The sequence below is a fragment of the Variovorax sp. 10L426 genome, from assembly GCF_056395305.1.
Genome location: NZ_JBFTJF010000004.1, coordinates 237946 through 250732, shown reverse-complemented (window position 1 = coordinate 250732; position 12787 = coordinate 237946). Strand labels below are relative to the sequence as shown.

Annotated in this window: 12 protein-coding genes, 1 pseudogene and 1 riboswitch; of the genes and pseudogenes, 7 read left to right on the top strand and 6 right to left on the bottom strand. The window is 65.6% G+C overall.

Translation table 11 applies throughout. The features are described 5' to 3' along the window. Positions 1-4: 4 nt before the first annotated feature. Positions 5-883, top strand: coding sequence for a sugar phosphate isomerase/epimerase family protein (locus tag AC1DHL_RS07845; RefSeq protein WP_478161603.1), 879 nt, complete (start codon positions 5-7; stop codon positions 881-883). A gap of 18 nt (positions 884-901) precedes the next feature. Here AC1DHL_RS07845 and AC1DHL_RS07840 read toward each other — a convergent pair whose 3' ends face one another. Continuing rightward, a complete protein-coding gene (locus AC1DHL_RS07840; protein ID WP_478161602.1) occupies positions 902-1369 on the bottom strand; it encodes a C40 family peptidase in 468 nt (155 codons plus the stop codon). 115 nt (positions 1370-1484) lie between these two features. Between AC1DHL_RS07840 and AC1DHL_RS07835 the strand changes: the two genes are divergently transcribed. From AC1DHL_RS07835 to arsC, 3 genes and pseudogenes are all read left to right on the top strand, one after another. Then, on the top strand, positions 1485-2615 hold the full coding sequence (locus AC1DHL_RS07835) for a DNA glycosylase AlkZ-like family protein (RefSeq protein ID WP_478161601.1): 1131 nt from the start codon (positions 1485-1487) through the stop codon (positions 2613-2615). Positions 2616-2672: 57 nt separating this feature from the next. Further along, a riboswitch (FMN riboswitch) is annotated at positions 2673-2830 on the top strand. An 86-nt stretch (positions 2831-2916) separates the two neighbouring features. Continuing rightward, the gene (locus AC1DHL_RS07830; RefSeq protein ID WP_478161600.1) at positions 2917-3429 is read left to right on the top strand and encodes a 6,7-dimethyl-8-ribityllumazine synthase; all 513 of its coding nucleotides are present in this window, start codon (positions 2917-2919) and stop codon (positions 3427-3429) included. 33 nt (positions 3430-3462) lie between these two features. Then, a pseudogene (arsC, locus tag AC1DHL_RS07825) lies at positions 3463-3828 on the top strand (arsenate reductase (glutaredoxin)); the annotation flags it as partial. 33 nt (positions 3829-3861) lie between these two features. On the opposite strand, the gene AC1DHL_RS07820 reads toward arsC, so the two are convergent. Next, positions 3862-5103, bottom strand: coding sequence for an MFS transporter (locus tag AC1DHL_RS07820; protein WP_478161599.1), 1242 nt, complete (start codon positions 5101-5103; stop codon positions 3862-3864). An 89-nt stretch (positions 5104-5192) separates the two neighbouring features. On the opposite strand from AC1DHL_RS07820, the gene AC1DHL_RS07815 reads away from it, so the two are divergent. Both AC1DHL_RS07815 and AC1DHL_RS07810 read left to right on the top strand, forming a co-directional pair. Then, on the top strand, positions 5193-6071 hold the full coding sequence (locus AC1DHL_RS07815) for an AraC family transcriptional regulator (RefSeq protein ID WP_478097095.1): 879 nt from the start codon (positions 5193-5195) through the stop codon (positions 6069-6071). A gap of 75 nt (positions 6072-6146) precedes the next feature. Continuing rightward, entirely contained in the window at positions 6147-7868 is a 1722-nt protein-coding gene (locus tag AC1DHL_RS07810) for a SulP family inorganic anion transporter (protein ID WP_478161598.1), read from the top strand. Here AC1DHL_RS07810 and arfB read toward each other — a convergent pair. The 3 genes from arfB to clpB are packed head-to-tail and all read right to left on the bottom strand — an operon-like array spanning position 7837 to position 11209. Continuing rightward, positions 7837-8244, bottom strand: a complete 408-nt coding sequence (gene arfB, locus AC1DHL_RS07805) for an alternative ribosome rescue aminoacyl-tRNA hydrolase ArfB (protein ID WP_478097528.1) — start codon at positions 8242-8244, stop codon at positions 7837-7839. The genes AC1DHL_RS07810 and arfB overlap by 32 nt on opposite strands. Before the next feature lie 8 nt (positions 8245-8252). After that, positions 8253-8582 (bottom strand): hypothetical protein, encoded by a 330-nt coding sequence (locus AC1DHL_RS07800; protein WP_478097099.1) that lies wholly within the window; start codon positions 8580-8582, stop codon positions 8253-8255. Between the two features lie 5 nt (positions 8583-8587). After that, entirely contained in the window at positions 8588-11209 is a 2622-nt protein-coding gene (clpB, locus tag AC1DHL_RS07795; RefSeq protein ID WP_478161597.1) for an ATP-dependent chaperone ClpB, read from the bottom strand. A gap of 91 nt (positions 11210-11300) precedes the next feature. Here clpB and AC1DHL_RS07790 point away from each other — a divergent pair, with 91 nt between their 5' ends. Further along, positions 11301-12293 carry a Bug family tripartite tricarboxylate transporter substrate binding protein gene (locus AC1DHL_RS07790; protein ID WP_478161596.1) on the top strand — a complete coding sequence of 331 codons (993 nt, stop codon included), beginning with the start codon at positions 11301-11303 and terminating at the stop codon, positions 12291-12293. 5 nt (positions 12294-12298) lie between these two features. Here AC1DHL_RS07790 and AC1DHL_RS07785 read toward each other — a convergent pair whose 3' ends face one another. After that, a complete protein-coding gene (locus tag AC1DHL_RS07785) occupies positions 12299-12775 on the bottom strand; it encodes a molybdenum cofactor biosynthesis protein MoaE (protein WP_478161595.1) in 477 nt (158 codons plus the stop codon). Positions 12776-12787 lie beyond the last annotated feature (12 nt).

Here is a 12787-nt window from a genome sequence, read left to right as displayed (position 1 = left end):
AGCGATGCGCGATTTTTCGAAAAACCACGACTGGCTGTCGATCAACACGGCGACCATCCGCAAGCAGCACGGCGCCGAAATTCCGCTGGACCGGATCATCGACCAGTGCGCCGCTCGCGGCATCCGCGCCATCAGCCCCTGGCGCGATCAGGTCGCGGCCGTCGGGCTCGACAAGATCGCGAAGCAGCTCAAGGCGAACGGCATCGGGCTTTCGGGATACTGCCGCGGCGGCTTCTTTCCCGCGCCCGACGCGGCGGGGCGCCAAGCCGCGCTCGACGACAACCGGCGCGCCATCGACGAGGCGAAGACGCTCGGCGCCCCCTGCCTCGTGCTGGTCGTCGGCGGCCTCCCGGGTGCACTCGAGGGCAAGGCACTCTACAAGGACATCGGTCGAGCGCGCAGCGAAGTGCGCGACGGCATCGCCGCCTCGCTCGAATACGCGCGCCAGGTCGGCATGCCGCTGGCCATCGAGCCCCTGCACCCAATGCAGGCCGCGGACCGCGCCTGCATCAACACGCTGGAGCACGCGCTCGATCTCTGCGATGAGCTCGACGCGTCGCGTTCAGGAATGCTCGGCGTGGCGGTGGACATCTATCACGTGTGGTGGGACCCCAAGCTCCAACAGCAGATCGCGCGCGCGGGCAAGCAACGCCTGCTGGCCTACCACGTATGCGACTGGCTCACGCCGACGCGTGATCTGCTGTCGGATCGCGGGATGATGGGCGACGGCGTGGTCGAACTGCGGAAGGTTCGGGGTTGGGTCGAGGCTGCCGGCTTTGAGGGATTCAGCGAAGTCGAGATCTTCTCGACGCTCGACTGGTGGCAACGCTCCGGCGATGAAACGCTGGATACCTGCATCCAGCGGCATCGCAGCGCAGTCTGAGCGGATCGCGCCGTTGCCTCAGAGTCGGCGCGCCTGCACCGGCTGGCGCGACCAGTAGACGCCGTCCAGACGATCGAGCCTCACTTCCCCTCCCGTCGAAGGCGCATGCACGAAACGGCCCTCTCCGACGTAGATGCCCGCGTGCGACGGCGTGGATGCGCCGAAGAGAACCAGATCGCCCGAGCGCAAGTCAGCCATGGCCACTGGGCGGCCGAAGCTGGCCATCCGCGCCACCGTCCGCGGCGTCGCCTGCCCCACGCTCTTTTGATAGACATAGCCGATGAGCCCGCTGCAATCGAAACCGCCCTCTGGCGTATTTCCGCCATAGCGATACGGCGTACCGACCAAGCCCAGCGCATGCACGGCGACGTCGTTCGATTGATCGGCGGTCAACAAGGCGGGGCCGCCGCCCGGCAACCTCCCCGGCGGGCTCGCGCAACCCAGCACCAGGAGGATGGCCCCCATCGACAAGAGCCGAAAAAGCATGCGGGAACTCGCGATGACAACAGGGGCATGAGACATCGCCCGCGAGCATGCCATAGGCATCGCCCGCCGTGGAGTCGCTACACGATTTTCTGCCGCATGTGCTGCAATTCGCCACATGCCCGAACCGAATCTCGACGCATTGCGACGCTATGCCGTGGCGCGCACCCTCTTCAAGCCGACCACGTTGCCAGGCGCGATCCGGCGGTTGGGCTTCGTGCAGGCTGATCCGATCCGGGCACCGGCACGCGCGCAAGACCTGACGCTGCGGCATCGCGTCGCAGACTATCGCGCCGGCGATCTGGAGCAGCGCTATGCGCGTCTGCCGATTGAAGAGGATTGCCTCGTCAACTACGGTTTCCTGCCGCGGGAACACCTGGTGCTGATGCACCCGCGCGAAGCCCGGCGCGCCTGGGACGCGGAGACGCGCCGCAGGGCCGCAGATGTGCTCGCCTTCGTTCGCGAGAACGGGCCCGTGCATCCGCGACTGGTGGAGCAGCGCTTTGCCCACGGGCGCGTGACGAACTACTGGGGCGGCTCGATCAATGCAACCACACACCTGCTCGACGACATGCACTACCGCGGCATGCTGCGCGTGAAGCGGCGCGAGGGCGGCACGCGAATCTATGAGGCGGTGACGCACCCGCCCGCCGATGACAGCCCCGACGGCCGCACCCAACGCGCGGCTGCACTGGTCGATTTGGTCGTGCGCAAGTACGCACCACTGCCGGGGGCCAGCCTGACCTATCTCGTGCGTCTGCTGGGATACGGCGCACCACATCTCTCGATACAGACGCAGGCAGCCTTGCGCCTGGCGCGCGACCAGCTTGCGAGTTGCTGCATCGACGGCATCACCTGGTACTGGCCAGCCGACGAGAACCCGAGTTCGCGACGCCACGCGCCCGACGAGACGCTCCGCCTGCTTGCGCCTTTCGATCCCGTGGTGTGGGACCGCTTGCGCTTCGAATTGCTATGGAACTGGCCGTACAAGTTCGAGGCCTACACGCCGGCGCCGAAAAGGCAGTTCGGTTACTACGCGCTACCGCTGCTGCAACGCGATCGAGTGATCGGCTGGGCCAACGTCTCGGTCCGCGAAGGACAAATCGAGCCGACATTCGGCTATGCCGGCAGGAAGCCGACCGAGCCCGCATTTCGAGCGGCACTCGACGACGAGTTGCAGCGCCTCACAATGTTCCTGGACCGACGGCCCGATCCCGTCCCCGCCTCAAAGGTCTTGCCGCTTGCGTGACAGCGCGACCGCCGCGTCTTGCCTAGAATCCGTGCTGCTCCGGCTCAAAGCCGGAGCAAGCGTTCTCAGGGCGGGGTGGAATTCCCCACCGGCGGTGATGGCGGCAAAAGCCGCACAAGCCCGCGAGCGCCCGCGGCGCGCCATGCGCAGCGGGGTCAGCAGACCCGGTGAGATCCCGGGGCCGACGGTCACAGTCCGGATGAAAGAGAGCGCGACCCCGTTGCCGGGCAGCTGCATTCGTGCGCGTGCCTCGGTTTCGGGTTCGTGCGCCCTGATTCAGGAAACCCTTCAAAGGCATACCATGAGTCAGATCAACGACCTTCCCCTCTCCGCCGTCCAGGCTTCGGACGAACCGCGCGGCCAGCGCATCGCATTCGTGCAGGCGCAATGGCATTCGGACATCGTCCACCAGGCGCGCGACGCTTTCCTCGCAGAAATGAAGCGTCAAGGCGTGCCGCTCGACACCATTGACGTGTTCGATGTGCCCGGCGCATTCGAGATCCCCTTGCACGCCAAACGACTCGCGACCTCCGGCCGCTATGCCGCGATCGTCGGCTGTGCGCTCGTCGTCGACGGCGGCATCTACCGGCACGAATTCGTCGCCAGCACGGTGGTGAACTCGCTGATGACGGTGCAACTGGAAACCAACGTGCCGATCCTGTCGGCCGTGCTCACGCCGCATCACTTCCACGAGCATGTGGAACACCGCAAGTACTTCCATCGCCATTTCGCGGTCAAGGGCACGGAGGCGGCCGAAGCGTGCGTCAAGACCATCGAAGGCCTGCGCCGCGTGGACGCGCTGATCGCCGCCTGAGTTCGCCGAACTGCGTCGGAGGACAATGGATCGATGCAATCCAATCCGTCCTCCGTCACCATTTTTCATAACCCCGCCTGCGGGACTTCGCGCAATACGCTTGCGCTGATTCGCGAACACGGTATCGAGCCCGAGGTGGTCGAATACCTCAAGACGCCGCCGACCAAGGCCAAGCTGCGCGCGCGCGTGAAGGCCATGGGGATTCCGGTCCGCGATGTCCTGCGGCAGAAGGGAACGCCCTACGAAGATCTCGGGCTGGGCGACCCGAAATGGACTGACGACCAACTGCTCGACTTCATCGTCGAACATCCGATCCTGATGAACCGGCCCATCGTCGCCACGCCGCTCGGCACGCGGCTGTGCCGTCCCGCGGACCTGGTGCTCGACATCCTGCCGAAGAAGTAGTCCGCGGTCCGCGGCTGCCGGCGTGGTTCAGGCGGACGCGGGGACGAGCGCCTCGCGTCGCACGCGACGCACATTGAATGCGCTCACGATCAGCACGCCCTGCACCATCGCGAGGCCGATGATCACGCTTGCGTACTGGCCGTGGTCCATCAGCCGACCGAAGATCAGCGGCGCGAAAGCCTGTCCAATGTCGAGTCCGGCATAAACCACGCCGTAGACACGCCCGGACGCGTTGGCCGGCGTCGAGCGCTTGACCAGCAGGTCGCGCGAGGGCCCGGCGATGCCCGCCGCGAATCCCATGGCGCCGAACATCACCGGCACCAGGAAAGGCGCGAAGTCGGCGAACGCCAGCACGAGCGCGATGGCTGCCGCGACGCCGAAGCCCGCGCCCACGATGCGCTCGCAACGCGACGGGTCCGACGCCAGGAAACCGCCGACCACCATGCCTGCTGCACTCGCGACCATGTAGACCGTCAGGCAGATCGCGATCAGCGTCACCGGAACCGCATGCAGCCGCCCAGCCGCTGCCGGAGCGAAGGTCTGCACGACGCTCAAGGCCATCGCGTAGAAAAAGAAAAACCCGAAGCACATCCATACGGCTGGGATCTTGAGGAAAGCAAACTCGCTGCCGGCCGCGTCGGACCCGGTCGCCTTGTGCACAGCCTTCACGTCGAGCGACAGCACGCTGCGGTTGGCCCACAGGATGAGCAGCACCACGACAGCCAACGCGCCGGCCGAAGCCAGCGCCACGCGCCACGAGAAGGCCATGGCCAGCGGCACTACGAAGGCCGGTGCCAGCGCCCAGCCCAGGCTGCCGGTGATGCCATGCACGCTATAGGCGTGACCCAGGCGCGTGGGCGCCACCTTGCGATTGAAGAGCGTGTAGTCGACCGGATGGAACACGCCGTTGCCCACCCCCGCTGCCACCGCGCAGAGCAGCAGCATCCAATAGCTTTGCGCCGTGGCGTAGCCAAAGGCAGCCAGGCTCAGCACGCCAAGCCCCACGAACAGCACCGGGCGAGGACCCAGTTTGTCAACGATGAAACCCGACGCTGCCTGCACCATGCACGAGACGACGAAGAACACCGTCAGCACGGCACCGAGTTCGGTGTAGCTCACGTTGAACGCGTCTTTCAGCCACGGGAACAGCGGCGGCAGGATGAGTTGGCTGAAATGGCTGACGGCATGCGCGAGGCCGACGAGGCCGATCAACTTGGCGTCCGAACCCAGCGAGGGTGTGGCGGCGGCAGTCGCGTTGGAGGAAGACATGGATTGCAACAAGAATCTGGGTTGGGCACCGATCCTAAGCCGGCTCGACGCGGCAGAATGGCGATACAGAGACAACATTTGTCGAAACTATGCCGTCTACAGCCGCCCAGGCCCAGGCGCCCGTTGACACGCCGTCCAGGCGCACGCCCCCGCCCGGCACAGCGCCTTCCGTCAGCGTCGGCCCGCTCACGCCCCATCTCTATGCACCGGACGCGCTGCGCCCGTTGCGCGCCAAGGAACATTTCCTGAAGGCAGACACGCTGGTCGAACTACACAGGCATCCCTGGCCGCAACTGACTTTCTCGACCCGCGGCGTGATCCGCCTGAGCACGGAAGACGGAAGCTACATCGTGCCGCCGTCCCGGGCGCTCTGGGTACCGGCCGACATGTCGCACAGCATCACGCTGATCGAGGACGCCGAACTGCGTACGGTGTACCTCCACAGCTGGCTGGGCCCGGTATGGGAGAAATGCGAAGTGCTCGAAATCAGCCCGTTGCTGCGTGCGCTGATGCTGGCCCTCGACACCACGCCTGATGGGCTGCCGCCCGCCGACCCGCATGCTGCGCAACGCGAGCGATGGATCGCTCCGCTGCTCGTGGACGAACTCGAACGCGCGACGCAAATCCGCATCGATGTGCCGCTGCCCGCCGACAAGCGCCTGCGCCAGTTGTGCGAGGCCCTCCTGCGCAATCCCGCCAACCGCGCCACCCTCGCCGAGCGCGCCGACGCCATTGGCGCCAGCGAACGGACGGTGGCGCGGCTGTTTCGCGACCAGCTCGGCATGAGCTGGCAGCAGTGGCGCCAGCAGGCGGTGCTCGCGCATGCGCTGCCGCTGCTGGCACGCGGCATGGCGGTGAGCCAGGTTGCATCCGCCAGCGGCTATGCCACCGATAGCGCCTTCTGCGCGATGTTCAAGGCGGCCACCGGCCAGTCGCCCACGGCGTTCCAGCACAAGCGACGGCCGTAGCGCCGCACAAAGTCCGCCTTCCCTTGGTACGTATCATCGACAGGTGCACTTTCCAACCCCTTGCGTCTTGAAGCCATGGCCGTGAACCGCGACCGGCTCGCGCGCTGGCTTCCTTTTCTGGCGTGGCCGCGCCCTGACCGCGCCCTGCTCGTGAATGAAGCCGCTGCCGGCGTCACGGTCGCGCTCATGGTCATCCCACAGGGTGTGGCTTACGCAGCGCTGGCGGGCATGCCGCTGGTCACCGGCGTTTATGCCGCGCTCCTGCCCGCGTTGATCGCCGTCCTTTTCAGTTCGTCGGCTCGACTGTCCGTGGGGCCCACGGCGCTGACGAGCCTCTTGGTCGGCGCATCGCTCGCGCCGCTGGCGATTCCGGGTAGCAGCGAATGGGTGGCCCTCGCCGTCTGGCTGACGTTGCTGTCCGGCGTGATGCAGGTGGTGCTGGGCGCAGCGCGATTCGGCTGGCTGCTGCGCATGGTCAATTCGCCCGTGCTGATGGGCTTCACGCAAGGTGCGGCGGTGCTCATCACACTGTCGCAGTTGCCGGCGCTGCTGGGCTTCACAGGGCGCTCCTACGCGCAATTGCTGCACGGACCGCCGCCGGATTTCATTGCCATCGCGTTCGGCCTCGGCGGGATGGCAGCGCTGTGGTTGGGCAAGCGCATGGCGCCGCGCTTTCCGACCACCATGGCCCTCGTCGCGGCGGCGGCGGCCATCAGCGCGGCCGTCGACTATGCGCTGCGCGGTGGCGCCGTCATCGGCAAGCTGCCCTCGGGGCTGCCATCCTTCTACTGGCCTGGCGGACTGTCGATGAACGACCTGGGCAACCTGCTGTTGCCCGCGTTCCTCATCACGCTCGTAAGCTTCCTGGAGACGGCATCGAGCGCCAAGGTCGACAACGCCCGCGCCGGCAAGCTGTGGAACGAAAACCAGGATCTGATCGGCCAGGGTCTCGGCAAGATTGCATCGGGGCTCACCGGGGCATTCCCCACCAGTTCATCTTTTTCTCGATCGGCCATCACGCTCTACGCCGGCGCCAAGACGCAGTGGTCGACGTTGTTCAGCGTGGCGGTGGTTGCGGCCGCCTTGCTGTGGGCCATGCCGCTGCTCTATCACGTGCCGCAGGCGGTGCTGGCTTCCATCGTGGCAACGGCGACCCTTGGGCTATTGCGCCCTTCGGCGTTCGTCGCACTATGGCGAATCTCGCGCATCGAAGCGGCGATCGCGCTGGCGACCTTCGCGCTCACGATTGCAACGGCGCCGTCGATCTACTGGGGTGTGCTCGGCGGCCTTCTCGCGGCGCTGGCGCACTACATGTACCGCCATCTCCATCCGCGGATCATCGAGGTGGGGTTGCATCCCGACGGCAGCTTGCGCGACCGGCATCTGTGGCATTTGCCGCTGCTCGCGCCCAATCTTTATGCGCTGCGCATGGATGCCGAACTGGACTTCGCGTCGGCGAGCACGCTCGAACGCGCGGTCACCGTGGCGCTGGCCGAGCGGCCAGGTCTGACCGACGTCTGCCTGTTCGCATACCCGATCAACCGCGTGGACATCACGGGCGCAGAGGTCTTCGGGAGCATCCGCCGGCTGCTCGAATCGCAGGGGGTGCGGCTGCACGTCTCGGGGCTCAAGCTGCCTGCGCAACAGGTGCTCGAACGGGCCGGGTTGCTCGCGCCGGGTCCCATGCTCTTCAGTTACCGGACCGATGGCGAAGCGCTGGCGGCCATCGAGCGCAACGTTGCGATGGCCGAACCGCAGATCGACCTCAATCCTTCACTGGCCCACGCAGGCTCTTGATCGCCGAGCGCTGGCTCTTGCCTTCGAGCCGCCGCTGGCGCGAGCCATAGGTCGGCTTCGTGGCGCGCCGCACGCGTGGCGGCGTTGCAAAGCCATCGACCAGTTCCTGCAGACGCGCAAGCGCATCGGCGCGATTCATGTCCTGGCTTCGATGCCGCTGCGCCTTGAGCACGAGAACGCCCTCGCTCGTGATGCGGCTGTCGCGCGATGCGAGCAGTCGCACCTTGACGTCTTCGGGAAGCGAACTGGCGGGGATGTCATAGCGCAGATGCACCGCGCTGGACACCTTGTTGACGTTCTGGCCGCCGGCGCCTTGCGCGCGAATGGCGCTGAACTCGACCTCTGCGGGTTCGACCAGGACCGAGGCCCGCAGCATGGAGACGGTCACTCGCCGCGCGCAGGCTTGACCGGCACGTCGGTCACACTGCCAGGCTCAACCAGGCGCACCGGACTGTCGGTCGCTTGCCCTCGCGCTCGCGCGCCCGCGACATCGGCCGCCGTCGGCTCATGCGGGCGCCCCGCCGCGCGGAAGCGGTCGAAACCGCCGCGCGGGTCGAAGCGCATGACCCAGGGCGTCACCGGCTTCCCGGTGAGCCGAGCCCAGGCGTAACGCAGACCCCAGACCATCGCCAGCAAGAGCACGGCAACGGCCAGGCTGACCGCGAACACGAGGCCGAACAAGAACAGAATCAGGCGGACGAGAAAATTGACCATCGCTCTTAGGCCACGGCCTCGGCCCTTGGTTCCCCGGCCGTGCCGAAGCTGAACTGGCCGGGGGCGCGGATCGGATCGGTGGTCACGACGATCGTGTCCTTCGGCCCGAAGGTGCCGTCGAGCAGCAGCTTCGACAACGGATTCTCGATGCGCTGCTGGATTGCCCGCTTGAGCGGCCGCGCACCGAACACCGGGTCGAAACCGACCTTTGCGATTTCAGCCAATGCAGCCGGCGACACCTCCAGCCCCAGATCCATCTTCGCCAAGCGCTCCTGCAACACCTTCAGCTGGATCGCGGCGATCGCCTCGATGTTCTTCGCGTCGAGCGCATGGAACACCACCGTCTCGTCGATGCGGTTCAGGAACTCAGGCCTGAAGTAGTTCTTCAACTCGTCCCAGACAGCGTCCTTGATCTCCTCGGACGGCCGACCCACCATCGACTGGATGATCGGCGAGCCGATGTTGCTGGTCATGACGATCACCGTGTTCTTGAAGTTCACGGTGCGGCCCTGGCCGTCCGTGAGCCGGCCGTCGTCGAGCACTTGCAGCAGGATGTTGAAGACATCGGGATGTGCCTTCTCCACCTCGTCGAGCAGCAGCACGCTGTAGGGCTTGCGGCGCACGGCTTCGGTCAGGTGGCCGCCCTCTTCATAGCCCACGTAGCCGGGCGGCGCGCCGATCAGGCGCGCGACCGAATGCTTCTCCATGAACTCGCTCATGTCGACGCGGATCAGGTGATCCTCGCTGTCAAACAAGAAGCCAGCCAAGGCCTTGCACAGCTCGGTCTTGCCCACGCCCGTCGGGCCGAGGAACAGAAAGGAGCCGGTGGGACGGTTCGGGTCCGACAGACCGGAGCGCGAGCGGCGGATTGCATTGGCAACCGCACCGATGGCCTCGTCTTGGCCGACCACGCGCTCGTGCAGCTTGTCTTCCATCATGAGCAGCTTGTCGCGCTCGCCCTGCATCAGCTTGGACACCGGAATGCCCGTGGCGCGCGCCACGACTTCGGCGATTTCCTCCGCACCGACCTGCGTGCGCAGCAACTTCGGCGCGCTGGACTTGCCCTTGTCGGCTTCGGTCTCCTGCGCTTCCTTCAGGCGTTTCTCCAGCCCCGGCAGCTTGCCGTACTGAAGCTCGGCCACCTTGTTGAAGTCACCCTTGCTCGTGAATTCGGCGATCTGGAACTTGATCTTGTCGATCTCTTCGCGGATCTGCGCGCTGCCTTGGGCCTGCGCCTTCTCGGCCTGCCAGATCTCGTCGAGGTCGGCGATTTCCTTCTGCAGACGGGCGATGTCCTCCTCGATCAGCGCGAAGCGCTTCTGCGAGGCTTCGTCCTTCTCGCGACGCACGGCTTCGCGTTCGATCTGCAGTTGGATCAGGCGCCTGTCGAGCCGGTCCATGACCTCGGGCTTGGAATCCATCTCGATCTTGATCTTGGCTGCCGCCTCGTCGATCAGATCGATCGCCTTGTCGGGCAGGAAGCGGTCGGTGACGTAGCGGTCAGACAACTCGGCCGCGGCAACGATCGCCGGGTCGGTGATGTCGACACCGTGGTGGACCTCGTACTTTTCCTTCAGGCCGCGCAAGATCGCGACCGTCGCCTCCACACTCGGTTCGCCCACGAGGATCTTCTGGAAGCGGCGCTCCAGCGCGGCGTCCTTCTCGATGTACTTGCGGTATTCGTCGAGCGTGGTCGCACCGACGCAATGCAGTTCACCCCGTGCAAGCGCGGGCTTGAGCATGTTGCCGGCATCCATCGCGCCTTCGGCCTTGCCCGCGCCGACCATGGTGTGGAGCTCGTCGATGAAGACGATGGTCTGGCCTTCGTCCTTGGCGAGCTCATTGAGCACGCTCTTCAAGCGCTCCTCGAATTCACCGCGGTACTTGGCGCCCGCAAGCAGCGCCGCCATGTCGAGCGACAGCACGCGCTTGCCCTTGAGCGAATCGGGCACCTCGCCAGCGACGATGCGCTGCGCAAGGCCTTCGACGATCGCCGTCTTGCCGACGCCCGGCTCGCCGATCAACACAGGATTGTTCTTGGTGCGACGCTGGAGTACCTGAATGGCGCGGCGAATCTCTTCGTCGCGGCCGATGACGGGGTCGAGCTTGCCCAGCCGCGCGCGCTCGGTGAGGTCGAGGCAGTATTTCTTGAGCGCCTCGCGCTGGCCTTCGGCATCGGCGCTGTTCACGCCCTGCCCGCCGCGAACCGCGTCGATGGCGGCCTCGAGCGACTTGCGCGTCACGCCGTGGCTGCGCGCGAGATTGCCGATGTCGGCCTTGCTGTCCGCCACGGCGAGCAGAAAGAGTTCGCTGGCGATGAACTGGTCATTGCGTTTGATGGACTCTTTCTCTGTCGCCTGCAGCAGCTTGCCAAGTTCGGGGCCGACCTGGACCTGGTCATGGCCTTGTACCTGCGGCAGCTTCTTGATGACCACTTCGGCGGCTTGAAGCAATCCGGGCACGTTGGCCCCGGCTCGCTCCAGCAACGCGCGCGGACCATCGTCCTGGCGCAGCATGGCGACCAGCAAATGGACGGGTTCTATATAGGCGTTGTCGTTGCCCAATGCGAGCGACTGAGCGTCGGCGAGGGCTTCCTGGAATTTGGTGGTGAGTTTGTCTTGACGCATGGCTTGATTCCTGCATTCAAAATAGGGCTGTTCCGAGGCGATATCAAGACCGCCCGGATTTTTTTACACCAGCAATCTTTGGAGTCGATAGATGTTCAAGTCAACATGGGGTGGCGCCAGGCGCCTGATGCTCGGCGTTTTCGCGGCAGGCCTGCTGGCCGCCGGCGGCATGGCGTCCGCGCAGATGTCCTCAACGCCGATACGCCTGCTGGTCGGTTTTCCGGCGGGCGGCGGCACCGACGTCATTGCGCGCATGCTGGCGGACAAGCTCAAGGACGAACTGGGCACGTCGATCGTGGTGGACAACCGCGCCGGCGCCGGCGGGCAGATCGCGGCACAGGTGCTCAAGGGTTCGCCAGCGGACGGCCACACTCTCTTCCTGACACACGACCATACGATCTCGATCCTGCCGCAGGTGGTGAAGAACCCGGGCTTCGACCCAGCACACGACTTCGTGCCCGTCTCCGGTTTTGCGACTTTCGCCAATGCGCTGGCCGTTTCGGGAGGAACGCCGGCCAAGTCGATGAACGAATATGTGGCCTGGGTCAGGAACCAACGCGGCGGCAAGGACACGATCGGCGTGCCGGCGCCGGCATCGATCCCCGAATTCCTGGTCAAGCTGGTCGGCGCCAAGTACAAGCTCGACCTGCAGGCCGCGCCCTATCGCGGCAGCGCGCCGATGATGTCCGACATGCTGGGCAACCAGATCGCGGCCGGCATCGGTTCCATCCCCGACTTCATCGAAAACCAGAAGGCCGGGAAGATCCGCGTCGTGGCCGTCATCGGCGACAAGCGCCAAGCCGTCCTGCCGCAGGTGCCCACTTTCGCCGAACTCGGGCTTGCTGGCCTGGAAGACCTGCCCTACTACGGCATCTTTGCACCGGTCGGCACGCCGCAGCCAGTCATCGACCGCTTCAACAATGCGCTGGCCAAGGTGCTCGCGATGCCTGATGTGCGCGACCGACTCACAGCCATGGGCCTCACTGTAGGCTTCATGCCGCAGGGCCAGTTCGCCGGCCGCGTGCGGAGCTACACGCAGACCTGGGCGCAGATCATCAAGGAAAGCGGCTTCACGCCGCAGTAAGCCGATCAGGCGTTGTTGACGACGATGCCCCAGCGCGCCAGCGCCGCATCGTCGTCGACCCTGGCATCGACCCAGCGGGCGCCTTCGGGCGTCTGTTCCTTTTTCCAGAACGGCGCCTGGGTCTTGAGATAGTCCATGAGGAACTCGCAAGCCTGGAAGCACTGGCCGCGATGCGCGGAAATCACCGCCACCATCATGATCTGGTCCTGCGGCTGCAGCAGCCCCACGCGATGGACCACCCGCGCGCCGAGGATGTCGAAGCGCCGATGGGCCTCGTCGATCATGGCTTCGATCGCCTTCTCGGTCATGCCGGGATAGTGCTCGAGTTCCATCGAAGCGACCGCGCTGCCGTCATTCCGGTCGCGTACCGTGCCGATGAAGCTGCAAACCGCGCCGACGCGTGCATCGCCGCCGCGGAGCATGGCGATCTCCCTTTGAAGGTCGAAGTTTTCCACTTGAATCGAAACGCGTGCGGCAGCCATGTCGTGGATTGT

Coding starts and splice junctions, on each gene's coding strand:
- AC1DHL_RS07845 (WP_478161603.1), top strand. CDS start 5: ATGCGCGATTTTTCGAAAAACCACGACTGGCTGTCGATCAACACGGCG.
- AC1DHL_RS07790 (WP_478161596.1), top strand. CDS start 11,301: ATGTTCAAGTCAACATGGGGTGGCGCCAGGCGCCTGATGCTCGGCGTT.
- AC1DHL_RS07830 (WP_478161600.1), top strand. CDS start 2,917: ATGAGTCAGATCAACGACCTTCCCCTCTCCGCCGTCCAGGCTTCGGAC.
- AC1DHL_RS07800 (WP_478097099.1), bottom strand. CDS start 8,582: ATGGTCAATTTTCTCGTCCGCCTGATTCTGTTCTTGTTCGGCCTCGTG.
- arfB (WP_478097528.1), bottom strand. CDS start 8,244: ATGCTGCGGGCCTCGGTCCTGGTCGAACCCGCAGAGGTCGAGTTCAGC.
- AC1DHL_RS07785 (WP_478161595.1), bottom strand. CDS start 12,775: ATGGCTGCCGCACGCGTTTCGATTCAAGTGGAAAACTTCGACCTTCAA.
- AC1DHL_RS07820 (WP_478161599.1), bottom strand. CDS start 5,103: ATGTCTTCCTCCAACGCGACTGCCGCCGCCACACCCTCGCTGGGTTCG.
- AC1DHL_RS07835 (WP_478161601.1), top strand. CDS start 1,485: ATGCCCGAACCGAATCTCGACGCATTGCGACGCTATGCCGTGGCGCGC.
- AC1DHL_RS07840 (WP_478161602.1), bottom strand. CDS start 1,369: ATGCTTTTTCGGCTCTTGTCGATGGGGGCCATCCTCCTGGTGCTGGGT.
- clpB (WP_478161597.1), bottom strand. CDS start 11,209: ATGCGTCAAGACAAACTCACCACCAAATTCCAGGAAGCCCTCGCCGAC.
- AC1DHL_RS07815 (WP_478097095.1), top strand. CDS start 5,193: ATGCCGTCTACAGCCGCCCAGGCCCAGGCGCCCGTTGACACGCCGTCC.
- AC1DHL_RS07810 (WP_478161598.1), top strand. CDS start 6,147: ATGGCCGTGAACCGCGACCGGCTCGCGCGCTGGCTTCCTTTTCTGGCG.